19 protein-coding genes are annotated in these 22870 nt (G+C 56.1%); 11 read left to right on the top strand and 8 right to left on the bottom strand.

Annotated elements, in window-relative coordinates; translation table 11 throughout:
- Positions 1–58 precede the first annotated feature (58 nt).
- The 4 genes from H6G07_RS12945 to H6G07_RS12960 form a co-directional block, all read right to left on the bottom strand.
- Positions 59–1210 (bottom strand): Ycf66 family protein, encoded by a 1152-nt coding sequence (locus H6G07_RS12945; protein ID WP_073608491.1) that lies wholly within the window; start codon positions 1208–1210, stop codon positions 59–61.
- Positions 1211–1264: 54 nt separating this feature from the next.
- On the bottom strand, positions 1265–2389 hold the full coding sequence (locus tag H6G07_RS12950; RefSeq protein WP_244901923.1) for an anti-sigma factor antagonist: 1125 nt from the start codon (positions 2387–2389) through the stop codon (positions 1265–1267).
- A gap of 105 nt (positions 2390–2494) precedes the next feature.
- Positions 2495–5188 (bottom strand): aconitate hydratase AcnA, encoded by a 2694-nt coding sequence (gene acnA, locus H6G07_RS12955; protein ID WP_171973010.1) that lies wholly within the window; start codon positions 5186–5188, stop codon positions 2495–2497.
- A 152-nt stretch (positions 5189–5340) separates the two neighbouring features.
- Positions 5341–6306: a tetratricopeptide repeat protein gene (locus H6G07_RS12960; protein ID WP_073608490.1), complete on the bottom strand. Its 966-nt coding sequence runs from the start codon at positions 6304–6306 to the stop codon at positions 5341–5343.
- A gap of 168 nt (positions 6307–6474) precedes the next feature.
- Between H6G07_RS12960 and H6G07_RS27285 the strand changes: the two genes are divergently transcribed.
- Together H6G07_RS27285 and H6G07_RS12970 are read left to right on the top strand one after the other, a co-directional pair.
- The gene (locus H6G07_RS27285) at positions 6475–6855 is read left to right on the top strand and encodes an NINE protein (RefSeq protein WP_199312062.1); all 381 of its coding nucleotides are present in this window, start codon (positions 6475–6477) and stop codon (positions 6853–6855) included.
- 34 nt (positions 6856–6889) lie between these two features.
- Positions 6890–7420, top strand: coding sequence for a ComEA family DNA-binding protein (locus H6G07_RS12970; protein ID WP_073608488.1), 531 nt, complete (start codon positions 6890–6892; stop codon positions 7418–7420).
- Positions 7421–7460: 40 nt separating this feature from the next.
- Here the strand turns inward: H6G07_RS12970 and H6G07_RS12975 are convergent, their stop codons facing one another.
- Positions 7461–7790 (bottom strand): hypothetical protein, encoded by a 330-nt coding sequence (locus H6G07_RS12975; protein WP_139297031.1) that lies wholly within the window; start codon positions 7788–7790, stop codon positions 7461–7463.
- A gap of 87 nt (positions 7791–7877) precedes the next feature.
- Here H6G07_RS12975 and H6G07_RS12980 point away from each other — a divergent pair, with 87 nt between their 5' ends.
- Positions 7878–10277 (top strand): phosphoketolase family protein, encoded by a 2400-nt coding sequence (locus H6G07_RS12980; RefSeq protein ID WP_073608487.1) that lies wholly within the window; start codon positions 7878–7880, stop codon positions 10275–10277.
- A 90-nt stretch (positions 10278–10367) separates the two neighbouring features.
- On the opposite strand, the gene H6G07_RS12985 is transcribed toward H6G07_RS12980, so the two are convergent.
- A complete protein-coding gene (locus H6G07_RS12985) occupies positions 10368–10826 on the bottom strand; it encodes a hypothetical protein (RefSeq protein ID WP_073608486.1) in 459 nt (152 codons plus the stop codon).
- A gap of 351 nt (positions 10827–11177) precedes the next feature.
- Between H6G07_RS12985 and H6G07_RS12990 the strand changes: the two genes are divergently transcribed.
- The 6 genes from H6G07_RS12990 to H6G07_RS13015 all read left to right on the top strand — a co-directional run bounded on the left by H6G07_RS12990 (position 11178) and on the right by H6G07_RS13015 (position 19543).
- Entirely contained in the window at positions 11178–12959 is a 1782-nt protein-coding gene (locus H6G07_RS12990; RefSeq protein WP_073608485.1) for an ABC transporter ATP-binding protein, read from the top strand.
- Positions 12960–14097: 1138 nt separating this feature from the next.
- Positions 14098–15993, top strand: a complete 1896-nt coding sequence (locus H6G07_RS12995; protein WP_171973009.1) for a M10 family metallopeptidase — start codon at positions 14098–14100, stop codon at positions 15991–15993.
- A gap of 280 nt (positions 15994–16273) precedes the next feature.
- Entirely contained in the window at positions 16274–17113 is an 840-nt protein-coding gene (locus tag H6G07_RS13000) for a hypothetical protein (protein WP_139297030.1), read from the top strand.
- A 199-nt stretch (positions 17114–17312) separates the two neighbouring features.
- Positions 17313–17513, top strand: coding sequence for a type II toxin-antitoxin system HicB family antitoxin (locus H6G07_RS13005; RefSeq protein ID WP_073608482.1), 201 nt, complete (start codon positions 17313–17315; stop codon positions 17511–17513).
- Positions 17513–17704, top strand: a complete 192-nt coding sequence (locus tag H6G07_RS27085) for a type II toxin-antitoxin system HicA family toxin (RefSeq protein ID WP_242026752.1) — start codon at positions 17513–17515, stop codon at positions 17702–17704. Before H6G07_RS13005 ends, H6G07_RS27085 begins: the two co-directional genes overlap by 1 nt.
- A 66-nt stretch (positions 17705–17770) precedes the next feature.
- Complete coding sequence (locus tag H6G07_RS13015; RefSeq protein WP_073608481.1) at positions 17771–19543, top strand: ABC transporter ATP-binding protein; 1773 nt, start codon at positions 17771–17773, stop codon at positions 19541–19543.
- A gap of 21 nt (positions 19544–19564) precedes the next feature.
- Here the strand turns inward: H6G07_RS13015 and H6G07_RS13020 are convergent, their stop codons facing one another.
- The gene (locus H6G07_RS13020; protein ID WP_073608480.1) at positions 19565–19894 is read right to left on the bottom strand and encodes a hypothetical protein; all 330 of its coding nucleotides are present in this window, start codon (positions 19892–19894) and stop codon (positions 19565–19567) included.
- A 111-nt stretch (positions 19895–20005) separates the two neighbouring features.
- On the opposite strand from H6G07_RS13020, the gene H6G07_RS13025 reads away from it, so the two are divergent.
- On the top strand, positions 20006–20776 hold the full coding sequence (locus H6G07_RS13025) for an SDR family oxidoreductase (RefSeq protein ID WP_073608479.1): 771 nt from the start codon (positions 20006–20008) through the stop codon (positions 20774–20776).
- A gap of 7 nt (positions 20777–20783) precedes the next feature.
- On the opposite strand, the gene pdxR is transcribed toward H6G07_RS13025, so the two are convergent.
- Positions 20784–22241, bottom strand: coding sequence for a MocR-like pyridoxine biosynthesis transcription factor PdxR (gene pdxR, locus H6G07_RS13030; RefSeq protein WP_073608478.1), 1458 nt, complete (start codon positions 22239–22241; stop codon positions 20784–20786).
- A gap of 137 nt (positions 22242–22378) precedes the next feature.
- On the opposite strand from pdxR, the gene H6G07_RS13035 reads away from it, so the two are divergent.
- Entirely contained in the window at positions 22379–22870 is a 492-nt protein-coding gene (locus H6G07_RS13035) for a GNAT family N-acetyltransferase (protein WP_073608477.1), read from the top strand.

Below are 22870 nucleotides of genomic sequence, written 5' to 3' on the forward strand. Positions count from 1 at the left end.
GCCAGGTTGAGGGCAATTGTCGGGTTAATCTTGGCGCTCAGATACGGAGAGAACGACCTTATAGATCGCTGGGCCAATTTTCCTCTTCCTCAGCTTCAGGGATGCTAGAAACCTCGCGGGATTGAGGGTATGGGCTAATCTCTTCAACAGTATCGGGTTCTGAGACTACCTGCGGCTCCGTAGAATCGGGAACCGACTCAGAACCAGTATCCCGGCAGGACTCGTCCTCTTCAAATCCGTCAACACTCGCAATGGCCTCGGTATCAACGATAGTCACCGTCGAGAATTGGTCTACGCCTGACGGTACCTGAGTAACGGGATCGGGGCTGGCGGCAGGTTGAGGTCTGGTTTTTGCCAACGGCGAAGGCCGGGGCGGTATTTCAATCACCGCCCGCTTGGGTTTGGGGCTGGTTTTGGCTTTAACAACGTCTCCCACCCAAGCCTTCAACCCGGCTAGCCTGCCCCCAAGATTAGGAGGCTTCTGCTTTGTTTTGACTGGGGAAATTTTAGGGGCAGTTTTGGGGGGATTCTGAGGTTTTTTAGCGGCTGGCGCAGTCTGCGGAGCGCGAGGCTGGGACGATGGCCCTACCGGGCCAGTCTTTGACCATCGCACGGCTTTGACCGATGGGGAAGCCGGAGCTTTAACCGGCTCTAAAACAGTAATTTCTGGAATGTGACCCACGTCAGGAATGGTACCAGGGGAGGAGGGCCGACGCGGGCTGGGGGCTAACTCATCGACAAACTCGTAGTCCACATCCTTGAGGGACGACGCTCGAATTTCGCTGGTTGCGATCGCCGGATCACCCGGCAACCTGCCCTCCTCTACCTGGGGCAGCCAGCGCACTAGGGGCGTGGCCCGCAGCAGATCGAGCGACCACTGCTTTAGCTGTCGTCCAAAGGTTGGCCAGGAATCTTGGGTAACGGGCGTCTGCAAATCTAGCGGTGTGCGCTTGCGGCGCAGACTCAAGGTTTGCCAGCCCAGCCAGCCCAGCAGCACTACACTGGCCAGATGACCGAGTAGCTCCGTGGGCGAAGTCTGAACGGCGCTAAACCACAGCACTAGGCCGTAGAATGCCCCCACCCCGCTCCAAAAAAAATCGTGGCGGCGGTGCACCTCCGGAAAAAAGAAGGCGGCCCCATACAGCGAGAGGCTGCCCGACCAAACCGCGATCGCCAGAATGTGAACCCCCATGCCGCCCACCGTGCCCACTACCTCGACACCACTACTCTATCGCGGCTTGTTGAGGACGCATCTATTCCCGCCCTAGGATGCTCCAGCCTTCTTCGAGAACAGCACCAGCACGGTCTTGAGAATCAGCTGAATGTCGTAGGCCAGGCTCCAATTCTTTTGGTAGTCGAGATCCATCCGAATCACGTCTTCAAACTTTTTCACTGTGGAGCGACCGTTGACCTGCCACTCGCCGGTCATTCCAGGTTTGACGTCGAGGCGCTGCCACTCGGGCACCTTGTACTGCTCAATTTCATCGGGGGTGGGGGGCCGGGTGCCCACCAGGCTCATATCGCCCCGCAGCACGTTCCAAAACTGGGGCAGTTCGTCCAGGCTGGTGCGGCGCAAAAAGCGACCTACCTTAGTAATGCGGGGGTCGTTTTCGTTCTTGAACAGCGGCCCTTCGACTTCGTTTTTGACCTGGGCCTTAAGCGCTTCGGCATCGGTCACCATCGAGCGGAACTTCCAAATGTGGAAGCGCTTGCCCATCCAGGAACACCGCACCTGCTTAAAGAAAATTGGGCCACCGTCTTCGAGCTTAATGGCAATCACAATGGGCACCGACAGCACTGCGGTCAGCACCAGACCCACCAGCGCCCCAACAATATCGAGCAGTCGCTTGCCCTTTGAGGCCACCGAGGGATGGGTAGTCAGCGCTACAAACCGCATCTCGGGTTTCAGGGCAGGGCTTTCGGGCTCACCAGCCACCGGTTCAAAGGTAAACAGCTGCTCTAGGTCGGTCAGGGCCAGCACCATGCGCACCTGCTCTTGCACTCCTCGCAGCACCATGGCAATGCCTTTAGTGTTGCAAGTGCGATAGCAGATCACTAGGGCACCCAAGCCGCTGCTGTCGATAAATTGGGTCTGGCTCAGGTCAATAATGATGGTTTCAGGCGTTGGCTGACTCAGGCAGTGGCGCTTCACCTGTTGCTCAAACTCGACCGCTTCAACAACGGTTAACGTAGACGGCACGCTAACAACCCGAGCGGTGTCTATCGCCTCATTGGAGAGCTGTTCTGCGACTATTTGTGGATCCTGATCTGGGGCAATGGATGAGGTCATACCGGCATCCCTGGTAATGGTGGTGGCAATAGGTACTGTCAGAATTCCCTTGACAATGTCCAAACTATAGGAGGCGCGGTCTGGGGTTGCCTTGACCACGCCTCCATCTTCAACGAGTCTTAACGAGTCGTTGATGAGTTGATTAGGAGAATCTGCGGATTCCTACCCTTGACGGACACAGACCGTCACGGTTCCAGGACTCCCTTAAGCAGCCAACAACTGCCGCAGCACGTAGGGCAAAATGCCGCCGTGGCGGAAGTACTCTACTTCGTCTAGGGTGTCGATGCGACACAGCAGCGGCACGGTGGTGCTGCCATTGTCGCCTCGGTGAATCACCAGGTTGACGGTCATGCCAGGCTGAATGCCGCCGCTGAGCCCGGTGAGGTCAAAGGTTTCGCTGCCGTCGAGGTGCAACACGCCCCGGTGCACCCCGTCTTTAAACTGCAAGGGCAACACCCCCATGCCCACGAGGTTAGAGCGGTGGATGCGCTCAAAGCTTTCGGCCACGACGGCCTTAACCCCCAGCAGGCGAGTGCCCTTAGCGGCCCAGTCGCGAGATGAGCCGGTGCCGTACTCTTTGCCCGCGATCACCACTAGCGGGGTGCCGCTGGCTTGGTACTTCATGGCGGCATCATAAATGGACATGTCGGTGCCGTCGGGCATGTACTTGGTGACGCCGCCCGATGACCCCGGCACCATTTCGTTTTTGAGGCGGATGTTGGCAAAGGTACCGCGCATCATCACTTCGTGATTGCCCCGGCGCGAGCCGTAGGAGTTGAAGTCGGCGGCGGTGACGTGGTTGCCCACCAGGTAGCTGCCCGCCGGGCTGTCGGTTTTAATCGCCCCGGCGGGGGAAATGTGGTCAGTGGTGATGCTGTCGCCCAAAATCGCCAGGGGCCGGGCACCAATGATGTCGGCAAAGGCCTGACCGTTGATGCTGGGGGCCATGTCGGTGAAGTAGGGCGGATTTTGCACGTAGGTGCTGTCGCCGCTCCAGGTGTAGGTCTGGCTCTCAGGGGTGGCGATCTGCTGCCAGTCGGCGGTGCCGGTGAACACGTTGCTGTAGCGGCTGCGGAACATCTCGGGGGTGAGGGCGGCGGTCATCACTTCAAAGATTTCGGCGCTGGTGGGCCAGATGTCTTTGAGGTAGACGGGGCGGCCTTCGGGATCTTGGCCGATGGGGTCGGTTTTGAGGTCAATGGCGAGGTTGCCTGCGATCGCATAGGCCACCACCAGCGGCGGCGAGGCCAAATAATTCGCCTTGGTGTGAGGGCTGACGCGCCCCTCAAAGTTGCGGTTGCCCGACAGCACCGCGCCCACCACCAGGTCATGCTGCTCGATGGCGCCGGCAATGGGGCCAGACAGGGGGCCAGAGTTGCCGATGCAGGTGGTGCAGCCGTAGCCCACCAGGTTAAAGCCCAGGGCATCTAGGTCTGCCTGGAGGTTGGCCTTTTCGAGGTAGTCGCTGACGACCTGACTGCCGGGGGCGAGGGAGGTTTTGACCCAGGGTTTCACGGTGAGGCCTTTTGCTCTAGCTTTGCGGGCCACCAGACCGGCACCAATCATCACCGAGGGGTTGGAGGTGTTGGTGCAGCTAGTGATGGCGGCGATCACCACATCGCCGTCGGTGAGGCTGTAATCGGTACCCGCCACAGGGATGGACCGCTTCTCGGCGTAGGGCTTGCCGCTAAAGCCAGGGAAGTCACTTTCCTTGAACTGCTGAGCCAGGTCTGCCAGGGTGACGCGATCTTGGGGCCGCTTTGGCCCTGCGAGGGAGGGTTCCACGGTGGCAAGATCGAGCGATAGGGAGTCGGTGAAGACGGGTTCGGGGGCGCTGGCCTCACGCCAGAGGCCCTGGGCTTTGGCGTAGGCTTCGACCAGGGCGACCCGCTCCGGGTCGCGACCCGAAAATTCCAGGTAGCGAATGGTTTCGCCATCGATGGGGAAGAAGCCGCAGGTGGCCCCGTATTCAGGGGCCATGTTGGCGATGGTGGCGCGATCGGCCAGGGTGAGGTGGTCGAGGCCGTCGCCATAAAATTCGACAAATTTGCCGACGACGCCCTTGGCTCGCAGCATTTGCACTACGGTGAGCACCAGGTCGGTGGCGGTGGCCCCCTCGGGCAGCGACCCGGTGAGCTTAAAGCCCACCACCTCAGGAATCAGCATCGAGATCGGCTGGCCCAGCATCGCCGCCTCGGCCTCAATGCCGCCCACGCCCCAGCCCAGCACCGAGAGGCCGTTGATCATCGTGGTGTGGCTGTCGGTGCCCACCAGGGTGTCGGGGTAGGCGATGGTCTCGCCATTGTCGTCCTTCGTCCACACGACCTGGGCCAGATACTCTAGGTTAACCTGGTGGCAAATGCCGGTGCCGGGGGGCACGACGCGGAAGTTGTCGAAGGCGCTCTGACCCCAGCGCAAAAAGGCGTAGCGCTCAAAGTTGCGCTGAAATTCTTTTTCGACGTTTTGGCCAAAGGCATCGGCACTGCCGAAGGCATCGACCATGACCGAGTGATCGATCACCAGATCGACCGGAGAGAGGGGGTTGATTTTGTCGGGGTCGCCACCCAGGTTGACCATGGCGTCGCGCATGGCGGCCAGGTCTACCACGGCGGGCACGCCGGTAAAGTCTTGCATTAGCACGCGGGCTGGACGATAGGCAATCTCGCGGTTGGAGGTTTTGTCTTGAAGCCAGTCGGCTACTGCCTGCACATCTGTTGCTGTGACCGATCGCCCGTCTTCGTGGCGCAGCAGGTTTTCGAGCAGCACCTTGAGGCTGAAGGGCAGGCGGCTAATATCGCCTAGGGCTGCCGCCGCCGCAGGCAGGCTGTAAATGGTGTAGGTGGTGTCGCCTACGGTGAGGTGGGTCTTGGCGTCGTAACTATTCACAGGGCTGTTCACAGGGCTGGGCCTCTCCGATCGCGACGGGGATCTATAACTACCTAGATCATAGATAGCGTTGCGATTTTATTACATTCGCCGTACCGCTGTGCTGTAGGCTTTGTTGCCAATCATTCTCTAAACCTAAGGATTGCCTGAGGATAGCTCAGCGCTTAGCGGCTAGAACCTTTGGAAAATAGCCTGCCGAACAGCGATCGCTTAGGGCTGTCTAAGGGTTTGCTATCCGGCTGCTTAGGACTGTCCTGGGTGGGTGTGGCGGCAGGGCGCGGCGGGGGATCAGTCATGGTGAGGTTAAGCTGCCGGGCATATTTCAGAGCCACGGCATTTTTGGGGTTGAGGCGCAGCGCCTGCCTGAAGTGCACCTTGGCCATGCCGGGCAGTTTTTGCAGCAGATAGGCCTGGCCCATGAGGCAGTGGTAGCTGCTGTTTTGGGGATCAATTTTCAAGGCATCCTTGAGTTCTTGGATGGCGGCCTGCACGTTTTTGCCCTTGAGATATTCCTGGGCTCGACCGTAGTGGCGATCGGCGTAGGCCTGCCCCGATGATTTGCCGTTGTTAGCAGGGTGATCCGCTAGGGGATCAGAGGCGATCGCGGTGGCAGCTACTAGCCCGCTGCGCTTTTCGCGAATCACCGGTGCCCCCATTTTGCGGCGCAGATACACCAGGTTGAGTTCGCTGAGCTGCTGAGTGCAAGTTTCAAACTCAGCTAGCGACGCGTATTGGCGATCGCACAGCTGATCGACCGCCTGTTCGTAAAACACGTCTACCTCGGCCTCCGCCACGTCTAGCAGATACTTGCCAGGCTTGCTGGTGGGCTGAAGCTGCTGATCGCGGCTGAGGCGGCGCACTTTAAAGCGGAGGGCTGCTAGCACCTCGTTGCGGCCCTTATCTTGCTTGAGGCGCTGGTAGGCAGGGTTGACTAGCTTGGGCAGCACTTGGTCGGCGAGCTGGCGCAGCTCGGTCGGCACATCGACCAATGCATCGGGGTGCAGCTGTTTAGCCACCACGCGATAGCGTTTCAGAATGCGACGCTCGTCAGCCGCCACTGACACACCCAGTAGCGCATAGGGATCGGTATAGCGGTTGAGCCATTCGGGGGAGAAGGCAGCGTGGGGCATTCAGGAACAGAACTTAGGGGAGATTATTTTATTGTCGCGGAATTCGTAGGAACGGCATACCAGAATCCGGAGAGCAATGTCGATTCTTTACGCCCGTCCTATACTGAATTCACAAGATAGTTCAAAGCTTTGGCCTCTACGGGCTCCATCGGATAGCGAAGGGCAATAATGTTGGCACAGCGTTCCCGTCGAACAGCCGTCATTCTAGCGTGGGCTGGGGTTTTCACTCCCAGTTTTCTTCCCCTGTCAGGGTTACATAAATTTTACCTGGGGCAACCTTTTTGGGGAGTCGTTTACTTGCTCCTGGGCTGGACACAAATTCCTCGGGTCGCCTGCGCTGTTGAAGGTTTGCTGTTAATGACTCAGCCCGCAGATGCCTTTGGTGCGATCGCTGTTCCGGCTAAAGAGGCTAAGGCGGGCCTTGACCTCAAGCAGATCAATGCTTTGGGAGAAGCCCTGCGAGAACTGGATACCCTGCGCCAAGAGGGACTGATTTCGGAGCTTGAATTTGAGCAGAAGCGCCGCTTACTGCTCGATCAGGTAGCCTAGGCAGAAACCCAGTCGGAAAAGGGGTAGATACTTTGTGTTGAGGCGTTGGCAAACTCTGAGGGCGCAGCTCGATCCCCTCGCTAGTCGCTTGAGCCAAGACCCAAACTATCGGTTGCGGTCTTACCAGGAAGTTGACCAGGCTGCCAAGCTGGGGTTCACCCTGGATGTAAACCGGGCGACGGTCGATGATTGGCTGCGGTTGCCGGGTCTGTCGATTCGCCAGGCCCAAGGATTGGTGCGCCTACGCCAGGCTGGGGTACAGTTTCACTGCCTGGAGGATTTGGCGGCGGCATTGGGAACGGCCCCGACCCAACTGACTCCCCTGGCGGCGGTGCTGTCGTTTTGCTACTACGAGGAGCACTGCGGTACTCTGCCCACGGTGAGCCTGAACCAGGCTACGGTTTCTCAACTGTGTGGTCTACCGGGGATGCCCCCTGCGCTGGCCCAGGCTGTTGTACAGGAGCGATCGCATCGCGGCCCCTACCAAGATTTAGCCGACCTCCAGCGTCGCCTGGGGTTGGCTCCCGACCTGGTGCAGGCTTTGATGTACTACCTACGGCCCTAACTGTGGGTTTAAAGGCCCTTGGGAACAGCTATAGCAATTCTCACAAAAATAATATTTTTAACGCTTTCTTTGAAGTTGCTCCCAAAGCAATTGCATCTGCCATTGGGTCAATTCTATAGGTTGAATAGTTGTTCGACAGCGTAGGCAGAGTGTAGAAGCAAGATGACAGATTGCGATCGCCAATCTGCCCTAAGCCCTGCCCAGCAAGGGTTAAGACCCCTTTAAGAAATCGCGATCGCAGCTTAATTTTATAGAAATATTGTTCAGGTAATAAAAAATGCTTTAGAACATTAACCAAAGCGTAATTCAGAAAAACCCCCTGTTTAGGAATGCCAACTTGGCCTATTGAGCCTATTGTAGTAATAAACATGGACAGACATTAGCTAGGCCGATCTAAGACTGAAATCTCTGTCCTTGCCTCCTCAAAATAGCGAGCACTTTTGCTGGAATTAATGTCATGGTAGTCGCCTCCCCGCCCCAAACTAAACCCCTCACCGACGAAGAGCTGCGCAAGATGCACGCCTACTGGCGAGCCTGCAACTACCTCGCCGTCGGCATGATCTACCTGCGCAGCAATCCCCTGCTAAAAGAGGCGCTCAAACCTGAGCATGTCAAGCATCGGCTGCTTGGCCACTGGGGCGCTTCCCCTGCCCTGAGCTTTACCTACATCCACTGCAACCGGCTAATTAAAAAGTACGACCTCGACATGATCTTTGTGGCCGGGCCGGGCCACGGTGCGCCAGGGGTGCTAGGGCCGGTCTATCTAGAAGGCACCTATTCTGAGATCTATCCCGACAAGAGCCTGGATGAAGACGGCATGCGCCGCTTCTTCAATCAGTTCTCGTTCCCCGGCCACATCGGTAGTCATGTCACTCCCGAAACCCCTGGCTCCATTCACGAGGGGGGGGAACTGGGCTACAGCCTCTCCCACGCCTACGGGGCAGTATTGGATAACCCCGATCTGATTGTCACCTGCGTGGCGGGGGATGGTGAAGCCGAGACCGGGCCACTGGCTACCTCCTGGCACTCGAACAAATTCATTAACCCGGCCCGCGATGGGGCAGTGCTGCCCATTCTCAACTTGAACGGCTACAAAATCGCCAACCCCAGCATTCTCTCCCGCATCTCCCACGAGGAGCTGGCAGCGCTGTTTGTGGGCTATGGCTATACCCCCTACTTTGTGGAGGGCAGCGACCCCGCCGAAATGCACCAAAAAATGGCGGCGGCGATGGAAGAATGTGTCCTGAAAATTAAAGAAATTCAGCGGGATGCGCGGGTCAATGGCAATGTGTATCGCCCCCGCTGGCCGATGATTGTGCTGCGCAGCCCCAAGGGCTGGACGGGGCCGAAGGATGTGGATGGCCATAAGGTGGAAGGCTTCTGGCGATCGCACCAGGTACCCATGGGCGGCATGCACAGCAACGCCGAGCACCTGCGCCTGCTCGAAGAGTGGATGCGCAGCTATGGCCCTGACGAACTCTTCGACGAAAACGGCACCCTGGTTTCAGAACTGCGGGAGCTGGCTCCTGCTGGCCCCCGCCGCATGAGCGCCAACCTGCACGCCAACGGCGGCATGCTGCGCAAGGCGCTGAAGATGCCTGATTTTAGAGACTATGCGATCGATGTGCCCCGGCCCGGCAGCGTGGAGTTTGAGAACACCAAGGCCCTGGGCATTCTAATGCGCGAAATTATGCGCCACAACCCCAACAACTTCCGCCTCATGGGGCCAGATGAAACCGCCTCCAACCGGCTGAACCCGGTGTACGAGGTTTCTAAAAAGGCATGGATGGCCGACTTTTTGCCTGAAGACCTCGACGGTGGCGAGCTTTCCCAAGATGGCCGAGTGATGGAAATGCTCAGCGAGCACACCCTCCAGGGCTGGCTAGAGGGCTATTTGCTCACCGGTCGCCACGGTCTGTTTCATAGCTATGAGGCCTTTGCCCACGTGGTCAGCTCGATGTTTAACCAGCACGCCAAGTGGCTCGATATCTGCAAAAATCACGTGCCCTGGCGGCGATCGGTGTCGTCGCTAAACATTTTGCTGTCGTCGCTGGTGTGGCGGCAAGACCACAACGGCTTTAGCCATCAAGACCCCGGCTATGTCGATCTGGTGACCAACAAAAGCCCCGACGTGGTGCGGGTTTACTTTCCGCCCGATGCCAACTGTCTGCTGTCGGTGGCCGACCACTGCTTCCGCAGCGTTGACTACATCAACGTGATTGTCTCCGACAAGCAGAACCATCTCCAGTACCTCAATATGGAGCAGGCGATTATTCACTGCACCAAGGGCCTGGGTATTTGGGACTGGGCCAGCAACGACGACTGCGGCACTGAGCCCGATGCCCCCGACGTGGTGATGGCCTGCTGCGGCGATATTGTTACCAAAGAGTCGCTGGCGGCGACCGCTATTTTGCGGGAAGAGTTTCCGCACCTAAAGGTGCGGTTTGTCAACGTGGTTGACCTGTTTACCCTGATTTCATCTGGGGAGCACCCCCACGGACTCAGCAACCGCGATTTTGACTCGCTGTTTACCCCTGACAAGCCGATCATCTTCAACTTCCACGGCTATCCTTGGCTAATTCACAAGCTGGTATATCGCCGCTCAAACCAAGATCGCATTCATGTGCGGGGCTACAAGGAGCAGGGCAATATCAACACCCCGCTAGAGCTGGCGATCAACAACGAGATCGATCGCTTCAACCTAGTTATCGATGTGATCGATCGGGTGCCCAAGCTGGGTTCGGCGGCGGCCCACGTGAAGGAGAAGATGAAAAATAAGATTATCGAGTGCCTCACCTATGCCCACACCGAGGGCAAAGACCAGGATGAAATTGTCAACTGGCAGTGGCCCTACTAGTAGCGGCGATCCCCACAGGTGGGCGGGGGTTACCGCCCACCTGTGCTGCCTAATAGGCTGTCTGATGGATTGCTTCACCTCACTAAATTACTAGTTTATGGAGACCTCTAATGGGTTGTACTCGATCTCAATCGGGTCACCGTATTTGATATTTGGTATTGGTGGCGCAATTATTTCGATGATGGATGAATTTTGAAAGTTTCGTTTCTTGGTTTCTGGATGAGGGTAGTAGATCCAGCCGTTGTAGATTGAGTTTTCAAACAGAAGCCGACAGCGAGAGAAGGAAAAGTCTTCGGGGGGATGGCGATCGGTCCACTCGACCTGGTGAAAGGTGAGTTCAGGATTGGTGAGCTGAAAGGTGCTGGGACTAATGGAAAGGTTGAGCGTTCCTTTGAAGTAGTCTGTTAGATTCAACCCTAACGCTTGAAAGAACGGCATTTGCATTTCAATCGTTCCGCTAGGGTAAGGGCCATCCGCAGCAGAGCCGGACGCTACTTGGTGGCCATGCTCTACAAGGCCACTTACGGTTTGCCAATGGCTTTTAGTCATCTGAAAGTACCTGGCTACAGTGAACTATCGTAATTGCTCTACCTACTCTGTGGCACCTGTGGGGTCAGGTGTCTATTGCCTCCGCATCTGCGAGGGCGTACCCCTACCCATGAAGCTGCCCGATGCCCCCTAAGCCAGGTCTTTGGGCAAATCGCCTTGGGCTTGAATGCGACCTTTGGCATGGCGGCGATGGAAGAGTCGGTAGCGGTATGTTGAGGGGATGAGGATGAAGGTGGGTTAATTACTTTCTCCCTCATCTCCCCATCACACCCATGAACATCAGCACGCCAATACTCGCCGGTCGGCCTAAAACACCGTCTAGAATGCTGAGATGTGATTAGGAGCAGGCGATTGGTTCAGTCTCAGCCCCACGACGTCTCTTCGCAACAGCCTCTGCTGCGGGTTTTGAGCAGTCTACGCAATCACCTTTGGCTTACCCTGGGAGCCTTAGTCAGCGCCCTGCTACTGGTGGCGGCCTACGCGGCGACGCCGCAGCTATTTCGCTGGGCCATTGATGACGGCATTGCCGAAAATAACCTGACGGTGGTGCTGCAAAGCGGGGCGGGGTTAGTCCTGGCCGCCCTGGCCCGAGGGCTGTTTAACTTTGGCCAGAGCTTTTGTGCCGAGGCGATGTCCCAGAGCGTGGTCTACGATCTGCGCAATCGCATCTTCAGCAAAATTCAAACCCTCAGCTTTAGCTACCACGACCAGGCTCAAACCTCGCAACTGCTCACCCGCGTCACCAGCGATATCGAGCAGGTACGCACCTTCCTCAGCACTAGCCTGGTGCAGGTGATTAGCGGGGTGGTGACGCTAGTGGCGATCGCAGCCATTCTCCTAATCATGAACTGGCAGCTAGCGCTGATTAGCCTGACGGTGGTGCCGATCGCGGGGTGGCTGATGGCGCGATTCTTTGGCCAAAACAACCTGCTGTTTCGCCAGGTGCAGGAGCAGCTCAGCGACCTCAACGCGGTCTTGCAGGAGAACTTGCTCGGCGTTCGGGTGGTCAAAGCCTTTGTGCGAGAGGAGACCGAGTGCGATCGCTACACCCAGCTCAACAACGAGCTGGTGGCCGCCAACATGAAAACGATTCGGGCGATTCGCAATACGTTCCCCTTCATCTTTTTGGTCAGCAACCTGGTGATTGTGGTGGTGGTGGGCTATGGCGGCGTGGCGGTGATCGACCAGCGCTTTTCGGTGGGCGAGCTGGTGGCGTTTAACGCCTACCTGCTGCTGATTTTGCAGCCGATTTTGCTGATTGGCTTTGCCGCTCCGGCGATCGCTGGGGCCTCATCCTCCGCCGAGCGGGTCTACGAGGTGCTCGATGCCGCAGTCGAAATTCGCGATCGCCCCCACGCCATTCCCTTCACCACCTGCGGCGGTCGCATCACCTTTGAGAATGTGTCGTTTCGCTACCCCGGCACCACTGCCCCGGCCCTCAACGGCATTTCCTTCGAAACTAAGCCCAACGAGCTAATCGCCATTCTCGGTATGACTGGCTCGGGCAAAAGCACCGTCACCAACCTGATTCCCCGCTTTTACGATGTCACCGCCGGGGCCGTACGCATCGATGGCCGCGATGTGCGCGACTTTACGCTAGAAAGTCTGCGATCGCACATCAGCACCGTATTCCAAGAGACCACCCTATTTTCGGGCACGATTTTTTCTAACATCACCTACGCCAAGGCCGAAGCCACTCTAAACGAGGTGGTCGAAGCCGCCAAAGCGGCCCAGATTCACGACTTTGTGATGACCCTGCCCGATGGCTACGACACGCTGGTGGGTGAGCGCGGGGTAGGGCTATCAGGGGGGCAAAAGCAGCGAATTGCGATCGCTCGCACCCTGTTGACCGACTACAAGGTGTTGATTCTCGACGACAGCACCTCTGCCGTCGATGCCCAAACCGCCGCCCAAATTCAGGCCGCCCTCGACGACCTGATGCGCCGCCGCACCTGCACCGCCTTTGTGGTAGCCCAGCGCATCAGCACCGTGCGCACCGCCGATCGCATTCTGCTGATGGATAAGGGACGACTGGTGGCCCAGGGCACCCACGAATATTTGATGGCCCATAGCTCGCTCTACGGCGCAATTTTAGAATCTCAGGTTGGTGCAGCTACGGTCAAGCAGCGCTAGCGGTCAGAAGATACGGTTGAGCCAGCAAGCTTAGTGCAGGGCATAAATGATTGATGTTTAGTCATGACAGCGGCGGTGCCCATTGAGTAAATCCGAGTGTAAGGAGCAAATATTCGAAGTTGCTCTATGACGGCAGCGTATTGCATTGGTGACTTAAAGGATTGAGCCAATGCAGCAGCATTGTGACCTGACGCTCAAGCAAGTTGCGCTACTGCATCAAAGTATTGCACCGTGACATTAAAGGATTGAGCTATGACATTAAAGAGTTGTGCGGCTGCACTAAAGCATTGAGCCGTGACATTAAAGAGTTGCGTTGTCGCACTAAAGGAGTGGGGAAAAACAGCAAAGGCGCAGCCGACAACAGAAACATTGTGCGGTGACACACTAACCCTACGAGGCCGCAATATAGTGTGAGACATTGCTAACGCGGAACGTAGCGAAACCATTGAGAAAGCGACCGTTCCACTAATAATTTACAGGTAGAGTGGTTTGGGAATATGGTAGAGCAAGGCCAGATTATTGAGGCCAGCAGTCTACTAAGGCAACCATGACAGGCTGGGTGTGGGGTAAAGCTGCGCCAATTGAGTGCGGTCTCTGGTAGCTGAGGACTGCCAATTGACATGGAGCTATTGGGCCGCTGTGAAAGTCCTGTCAGCGGAGACTTTTTGCTTCAGGACTATACAACGTTAACATTAGTTTAAGAATCGCTTGAATATTGAGTCATTGATTATATACTTGCCAGAGTGTGCCCTAAATGGTAGCTAAAACCTCTGCTTTGAGCGAGCAGATGGCTTTGCTAGAGCTGCCATATAGATGAAGAAATTGCTTAACGTTCCCAAATTTTCGAATTGGTCGTCCTTCGCTCTGTGTAGGTATAGAAGGTTCAACTGGTTTCTTTGCATTAATTCGCCGCTACGCGATTAGAAAGCACGTGTGAATTAAAAAGCACGATAGCTTTGCTTGTTTTGAGCTGCGAATTGACACGCTATCGATTAGAAGTTTTGGTTTTTTAAAGCCGCTGAGTCACTAGGTCGGTTAGAGGTCTATGACGTTGTGTCATTGGCTTCAACAGTACTGCATCTAGAGGGGTAAGTGGTTCACTTTTGGCATGTTGTCCTTAATTTATGAGCATAGATCCATGGCTGTATCTGCTGGTATTCAAGACACAGAACCAAATAACTTAAAAGCTCTTTCATCAACCCCAAATTGGCTCAAACCTTTATTGGAGACAGAGCTGGATCAGGCCATAGTTAATGCTTTTAGTCTTGAGGCTGAGTTTTCTCAAATGATTAAGGGCTTCGTCGGCAATTCGGAATTAGGTAGGAGTGTCTATAACTTTTTAGAGGAGTTAAACCCTAAAATTTTCCTAGGCTCACGTTTACAGACTGTCCCCTCACCTGTAATCGAGTTAGCCACTTCTCCTGATGCCAATGCATCGCTAGCCCCCCTGGGTTCAGCCATCGTGGGTCAGGCAACAACAACGCCTCATTACCACGCTTACTGTAACTGCAACCAACGGGCTCAGCTATCAGATACGCTACCCGATCGCAACAATGCCTTTGGGGTGACGGTTCCTTTTGTATCGGTTCTAGCTACCAACGACAGAAACATTAATGGTCTGCTGTCGGGGGTGAAGTGGGCGTCTAGCTCAGTCTCCTTTAGCTTCACCAGTAGCATGACCGATTATGAGTTTTTCTACCCTGACCGGACAAGCCATAACGCAAGCTTTTTGACCTTAAATGTTACCCAACGGGCAGCGGCCCGCCAATGGCTTAGGGGAGATTTTTATAACGTATCGCTGCTGTCCCCCTTTGAGCTAACCGGTGCAGACGATCGCAATGCCACCATTCGCATCGCGATGTCTAACGATCCAACCACTGCCTATGCCTACTACCCAGACTCGACGGTGCAAGCAGGAGATGCCTGGTTTAACCGAGTTGACTACAACAGTCCGAAGATTGGTAACTATGCTTATCACACCTTTGGCCATGAATTTGGTCACTCTATGGGGCTCAAGCACGGGCATGAAACTGACGGTCCGGCCAATGTCAGCATGAACCCCAATCGAGACTCAATGGAGTTTTCGATCATGACCTATCGATCCTATGTTGGAGCACCTACAACGGGGGGCTATACCAACGAAACCTGGGGTTATGCTCAATCGCTGATGATGTATGACATCGCTGCGCTTCAGCACATGTACGGGGCCTGGTTTGGGCACAACGCTGGCAACACCAACTACACCTTTTCAACCACCACTGGAGAAATGTTTATTAATGGTGTAGGTCAGGGCACGCCGGGGGCCAACCGCGTATTTCGCACGGTATGGGACGGTAATGGTATTGATACCTACAACTTATCAAATTACACCACCAATCTAACTCTAGATCTAAGCCCAGGGAGCTGGTCTGACTTTAGCCGCGGGGGTACTTTTCAAAAGGCACAGCTTGGAGACAGCATCTATGCCCGGGGTCACCTATTCAATGCTCTGCTATACCAAAATGATCTGCGATCGCTCATTGACAATGCTATTGGTGGCTCAGGCAACGACTATATCTACGGCAACCAGATCAATAACGTCTTAGGCGGCGGCAGCGGCAATGACTATATCTACGGTTACGGCGGCAACGACACGCTTTATGGAGAGGCTGGCGCTGACTATTTGTACGGTCAAGATGGCAATGACACCCTGGTAGGCAGTGCTGGCAATGACTTACTCAGCGGCGGCAACGGCAATGACATTCTGGTAGGGGGAATCAGTAGCGATACCCTCTATGGTGGATTTGGAAGCGACACCTTTGTATTCAACAACCGCTTCGAGGGCACTGACCTAATCAAGGACTTCCAGTGGAGTCCATCGTTAGGAGGAGTAGATAAGATACACGTTAACAGCACTGGGTTTGGGGCAACTTCTCTAAGCCAGATTGCCTACAATGCGACTAATGGTGGACTTTCCTTCCTAGGTACTGTGTTTGCCATCATAGAAAATAAACCAGCAGGTTTTAGTGTGAACCTTGACGTGGTGCTGGTTTAGGTCTTTTGAGCTGAGCGACTTTAATCGTTAACTTGTGATTTTCCTGGTGTAATAATCCCAATTGGGGGCATTACACCGGGGTTACTTTTAAAACGGCAATTCAATTTATCCGAGCGGAGGATGCCTGCTTTTGGGTTTAACCTAATGGTCTTTGAAGGAACTTGGTCATTATCAAAGCGTCAACTACTCCTAGTACCAGAGTGAAAAAATCCCAGAGTGCTTTTAGTCACTGAGTTTAGCTTCAATTATTTGACCTTTTAGGGCACACGGAGAAAAAACAATGAACTATCGACAGGCATTGAGAAACGCCCTTGTAGTTTTGGTTGCAGGTGGTGCATTGACCTCCGTTGTCTCTTGTGGTCTAGCTGCAACAAATGACCAATCCACCTCAGATACCCCCGCGTTTGCATCCACAAGCCTTTCTCTCCAGGAACCCATGGCAGAAGCGGTAGACTCTCCTTATTTAGAATTGCCAAGTCAACATCTGATCGGGGAGGCTTTTGACTTTTCCTTTGCCGTTAACTTTGCTGAGTCTATAAAAACTGACCCAGCTATTTTTTCGGAGGAGTTGACTGATGGCCCCAATACAGCGGTTGACGTTACTCTCATTGATCAGGGGGACTCGGTTAACTATGTTTTTAAATTTTCTGAAATCTTGAACCAAGACTGTGAATCAACTGTAGAGCGAGCCTGCGGTCAGAGTGCTGCATCAGCCAGAGGTAATGTAGCTGCTGTTGAGATTCTGTTACCTAAAGGAAATCTTACCCCAGATACCTATCCCATCGCAGCAGCGGGGCAGATAGCCCCTGAAAAGTTGATTTCGGCAGACGATATTATGCTTTACTCTCGACAGCTTTACTCAGATCAATCCCATGGTCAATTGGGATGCGAGGTTTGGGGACGTGGAGAGTTGAAAATTTCTGAAGCAACTTACAATTCTGCTGGTCAGCTGACTTTCCTAGTCGTCAACCTAACGCGGCTATGCCAGCAAACTCAACCCTTTCCTCCCACTGAGCCTGGAGATGCCGTTGACGATACTAATCAAGAGCCAATTGAGGCATATGAAGTTAATTTTGCCTGGCAGATTCGGCTAGCTCCAGCGATCGCTGCTAATCACTAGCTAAACTGATCGCTTTGACTAGGTGACGGCGACATCGCTGTCTCTTTTGATGGGGAGCGGAGGAATCACATCCTGGCGTAGAGCACTTTGCCCATTTGAAAGGAATTGAGCAGTGCTAATGCCGACCAACCTGGCATTCGGTTGTTGAAACTTGAGTGCTAGCATGATGCCAGCATTTGACCATGGGAGAGGTAATGCGATGAAATGGCGTGTGGTGCTCGAACCTGATACAGAAACTGGTGATTGGGGCATCTGGTGTCAAGAGCTGCCGGGCTGCGTTTCTGCTGGTGAAACCGAGCAGGAAGATCTAGACAACATTCGAGAGGCCATTGAGCTTTACCTTGAGGCAGAATCCATTGATTTAGAGCCCGGATCGGTATTGCGCGAGGTTCTAGTTTAATGAGTCGGTTGCGCCAACTAACTGCTCAACAGGCCGAAAAGATTATTAAACGCTATGGTTTTGAATTGGTGTCGCAGAAGGGCAGCCACCGAAAATGGCGTAATTTGGAGAGAAAGCTACAGGTTGTGGTTCCCTTCCATAAAGGTAAAACCTCCATCTGGGACACTACGCAGCATTATGACCAGTGCTGATATTCCAGAAGCAGAATGGAAATCCGATTAGCTCTTATCGGCTAAAGCGTTAAGGAACGACTACCGATGACCCTCGCTACAGCCGTCCATCCGACCGCAGACACCAAACCTAAGCTTTCAACGGTGGGCCGGTTCTTGCGCTATTTTGCGCCCTACCGGCAAGACCTGCCGATCGCACTGCTGCTGGTCGCCCTTGGGGCAACAACCCAGGCGATCGGGCCGCTGCTGATCGGCTGGGCGATCGATAACCTGATTTTGCAGGGCAATTTGCCGGGGCTGCTGTGGATGCTGGCGGCCCTGACGGTGATTTATCTCGTTGGGGTGTGGGCGATTCGCGGGCAAATCTGGCGGATGGGGGCGATCGTGCAGCGACTGCTGGGGCAGCTGCGGCAGGATATTTTCGACAAAATCCAGAGTTTGCCGGTGAGCTTTTTCGATCGCAGCGAGGCGGGCGACCTGATGAGTCGCCTGCTCAATGACGTGAATACGGTGAATCAGGCTTTTGGCCTCACCATTCCCCAAGTGCTGGGCCAGACATTCAGTCTGGTGGGGATCATCATCGCCATGCTTTCCATCAATCTACAGCTAGGGTTGCTGAGCAATCTGGTGGTGCCGCTGATGATTTTTACCACGGGGTTTTTCTCCCGCTGGGCGAGAAGCCGCTTTCGCCTCACCCGGCAGACCATCGGCGACCTGTCGGCCAAGCTGGAAGAAGACATTGGCAGCGTCAAAGAGGCCCAGGCGTTTAACCGCACCCAGCTCAACATTGAAGAGTTTGACAGTCTCAACGCGGCGAACCGCAAGGCCAATGTGCAGGCGGTGGCGGTGACGGCGGCGTTTTTGCCCTCCATCGACTTGCTCAATACCCTGGCTACGGCAGGGGTGACGGCCTACGGTGGCTATCTGGCGGTGACGGGGGTGATGACGGTGGGCACTGTGACGGCCTTTGTGCTCTACGTGCAGCAGTTCTTTCGCCCGATCCAAATTCTTAGCCAGTTCTATACCCAGGCCCAGTCGGCGCTGGCGGGGCTCGATCGCATCTTTCTGCTGCTCGACGAGCCTGCTACCCTGCAAGATGCCCTCAATGCCACCGAGATGCCACCTATCAAAGGCGAGGTGCGGTTTGAGTCGGTGGGGTTTGGCTATACCCCCAACCAGCGGGTGCTGAAGGAGGTCAACCTCTGCGCCCAGCCGGGGCAGATGGTTGCGCTCGTGGGGCCAACCGGGGCGGGCAAGAGCACGATCATCAACCTGATCATGCGGTTCTACGATGTGTCGGCAGGGGCGGTGTGCATCGATGGGGTGGATGTGCGCGGCGTCACCCAGGCCAGCCTGCGCCGCCAGATTGGCATTGTGCTGCAAGACAATTTACTCTTCACGGGCACCGTGGCCGAAAACATTGCCTTTGGGGCTCCCCACGCCAGCCAGGCCGAGATTGAAGCGGCGGCCCAGGCGGCAAATGTGCATGAATTCATCACCTCGCTGCCCCAGGGCTATAGCACCCGTCTGGGGGAACGCGGCGCGCCCCTCAGCCAGGGGCAGCGGCAGCTGGTGAGCATTGCCCGAGCAGTGCTGATTGACCCGCGCATTTTGCTGCTGGATGAGGCCACCAGCAGCATTGACACGCGCACTGAGGGGCTGGTGCAGGAGGCGATCGCCCGCCTCCTGCACAACCGCACCAGCTTTGTGATTGCCCACCGCCTCAGCACCGTCACCCAGGCCGACCAGGTGCTGGTGATTCAGCAGGGCGAGATTGTCGAGCAGGGCACCCACGCCGAGCTGATGGCCCGCGAGGGCATCTATGCCAACCTCTACAGCTTGCAGCTGGGCACTGACTGAGGAGCTGTCCTAACTCAGACTTCACCAAGAAAGGCCATCGTTGAAATAGAAGATCCAGCCTAGGGTGGCTGCCGCAGTGGTCAGGTTGATCAGAGGTAGGGCGGTGACCCCACAGGCCAGCAGGTAGCGATAGGGCAAATTGGCAAACACCGGCAGCAAAAACACCAGCCAGCTCAGCAGCACCGCCACGATGCAAACAATAGGAAAGGTGACAACGCTGAGAACCAGGGTCACCGCGACAGGGCTTTCGAGAACCTTGGGGTCCTCAAACATCATCGCCGTCATGAGCGCGGGCATCAACCCGGCCATCGCACCAATGACTAACAGAACTGTCGCAATAAAAAGAACCATTAGAGCGGTTTTCCGGCGCATAGGGTTTGTTACAGTGAAAGCCGCTGGCTGGGCGGAGGGACACCCTAGGTTGCCCAATGCCTCCGCATAAACCCATCTGGAGGTGCGCCGATGAGTCAGGTCGATCAGTCCCCTGTAGCTCTGGTAACTGGAGGTGCCCAAGGGATTGGCCTGGGTATTACCCAATTCCTGCTCAATCAGGGCTGGCGCGTTGCGATCGCCGATATGAACACAGCCGCTGGCGCTGCTCTCCAAGACACGCTGCCCCAGTTTCGCGAGTCGTTTATCTTTTTGCCCTGCAATGTATCTCAGGAGCGTGAAGTGGAGTGCAGTGTCGGGGCTGCCCTAGACTGGTTTGGCCAGCTCAACGGGCTCGTCAACAACGCTGGCATTGCCAACCCCTACAGCGGCCCCGTCGAAGACCTGACCCTGGAAGACTGGAATCGCTGGATTGGCACTAACCTGACGGGGTACTTTTTGATGGTGAAGCATACCGTTCGTCATCTGCGGGCGGTTCAGGGTGCGATCGTCAACATTTCCTCGGTGCGCGCCCTTCAGTCTGAACCCGACTCCGAAGCCTATGCCGCCTCTAAGGGAGGCATTGTGGCGCTGACCCACGCCCTGGCCATGAGCCTCGGCCCGGCCATCCGCGTCAACTGCATCAGCCCCGGCTGGATTGATGTCAGCGCCCTGAAACATCCCCCCCAGGAGTCGCACCTCAGCCCAACGGACCACGCTCAGCATCCAGTCGGGCGCGTGGGTCAAGCCCAAGACATTGCGGAAATGGCCTACTTTTTGCTGTCAGATAAAGCCGGTTTTATCACGGGGCAGAATATCGTGATGGACGGCGGCATGGGCCGCAAGATGATCTACGAGGAGTAGGCCAGAACTAGATCAGGTTCAGGGCGGCCAATCGTTCGAGCCCCAGGGCGATCGCGTCCTCCTCCAGTTCGGTGTAGCTAAAGATGAACTCGTGCCCTGGGCTGGGGCCGAGGTACTGGGGGTTGGCGGAGATTAGCCCAACACCCACCTCGGCGGCTTTCGCCATTAGCAGGTCGTCGGCAATCTCGGTCGCAAAGCGCACCATGACGTGCAGCCCGGCATTTTCGCCCAGCAGTGTGGCGCGATCGCCCCAGTACTTGCCCAAGGCCGCCACCAGGGCCTGCCGTCGCTGGTCGTAGATGCCTCGCATGCGGCGAATGTGGCGCTCTAGATGGCCCTCGGTAATGAAATCGGCCAGCACCGCCTGCTCCAGGGTTGGTCCCTGGCGATCGGCCAGCCACTTGGCGCGGCTAAACACCGCCACCAGGGCCGGGGGCAGCACCATGTAGCCTACCCGCAGCGACGGAAACAGCACCTTCGAAAACGTGCCCACGTACAGCACCGACTGCCCATCCCCCAACCCTTGCAGCGCCGGAATCGGGCGGCCCCCGTAGCGGTATTCGCTGTCGTAGTCATCTTCAAAAATCAGGCTGCCGCTCTGCTCTGCCCAGGCCAGCAGGGCCAGCCGGCGCGGCAGAGACAGCACCGCCCCGGTCGGAAACTGGTGCGAGGGGGTGACATACACCAGGCGAATTGGGCCGGGTGTAGCCGCCAGCGCCGCCACATCCATACCCGCCGCGTCTACTGGAATCGGGCACAGCGTGGCTCCCTGGCTGGCCAAAACGCGGCGGGCACTGAGGTAGCTGGGTTCTTCTAAAGCCACCCGATCGCCGGACGACAGCAGCAGGCGCGTGGCGAGGGAAAGCGCCTGTTGGGTGCCGTTGGTGATCAAAATTTGGTCGGGGTGGCAGTGCACGGCGCGGGCCTGGGCCAGATAGGTGGCGATCGCCTCTCGCAGCGGCCCATGCCCTAGAGGATTGGTCGCGTAGTCGAGCCATTCCGTGCGGCGGCTGTGGCGAGACAGTAGCTGCCGCCACAGCTCTAACGGAAAGCGATCGAGGGCCGGGCGACCATAGCGAAAGCTCAGAGGCACAGTGGGTTCGGGGCTGGGGCTAGGGTCGATCTGCTCCAAGCGACGACCGTAATCTGACAGCGACACGGTGGGGATTGGCCCCGGTGGGATTGCCGTTAACGGGAGCGATTGCAGCAGGTCGTCGGGCAGTTGGTTGCAGACGTAAGTGCCGGAACCCGTCACCGTTTGCAGATAGCCCTCGCTCAACAATTGGTCATAACTCTGGGTCACCGTGGCGCGTGATACGCCTAGACTTTGGGCTAGGGCGCGAGTTGATGGCAAGCGCTGCCTAGGGGCCAGCCGCCCCTTAAGAATCCCGGCCCGCAGAGCGGCGTAGATCTGCTGGTAGACGGGATCTGGGCTGTGTGGGTCAAGGGCAATGGCAAAATCCATCGGGGTGAGCCTATGGAGATAGTTAAAGTGGACTGGCCAGTTTAGCCAAAATTGGCTCTTGTGACGCTCCAATTCTCTGTCTATGCTAAGTCCACGACTGCGGTTTTGGATTGTTTGCCCGGAGTTTGAACCCAGCTATGGCTGTCCCTGTTTCCCTACTCTTTCGCCCTGGCACACCCGAGGAAGATGCGGCGATCGCCCAGCATTTCTACCGCATGTGGCGCGACCTAGGCGTAGATGAAACCCACATTCAACCCAACTGGCAAACCCTAGGATTGGAGTTTATCGAGCAGGCCCGACGCACCCTAAATTACCAGGCCTTTGTCGCTGAGGCTGAGGGAAATATTGTCGGCTCAGTCAGTGGTCAGCGCTTTGCTGGACTGTATCCCTGGATCGTGTCCCCAGACCACCGCCAATACGGCTACATCTGGGGCGTTTACGTGGAACCTGCCTACCGTAATCAGGGTGTAGCTACCCGGCTAACCCAGCTAATGGTGGATTATCTCCAGGGCATGGGCTGCACCAAAGTTGTGCTCAATGCCGCCCCCAAAGCGCGATCGCTCTACCAAAAGCTGGGCTTTAGCGAGAGCAACCTGATGGAATTAAATTTCACATCCCAGGAGGTCTAA

Source organism: Phormidium tenue FACHB-1052, assembly GCF_014696675.1.
In the GTDB taxonomy this organism is placed as follows: domain Bacteria; phylum Cyanobacteriota; class Cyanobacteriia; order Phormidesmidales; family Phormidesmidaceae; genus Nodosilinea; species Nodosilinea tenuis_A.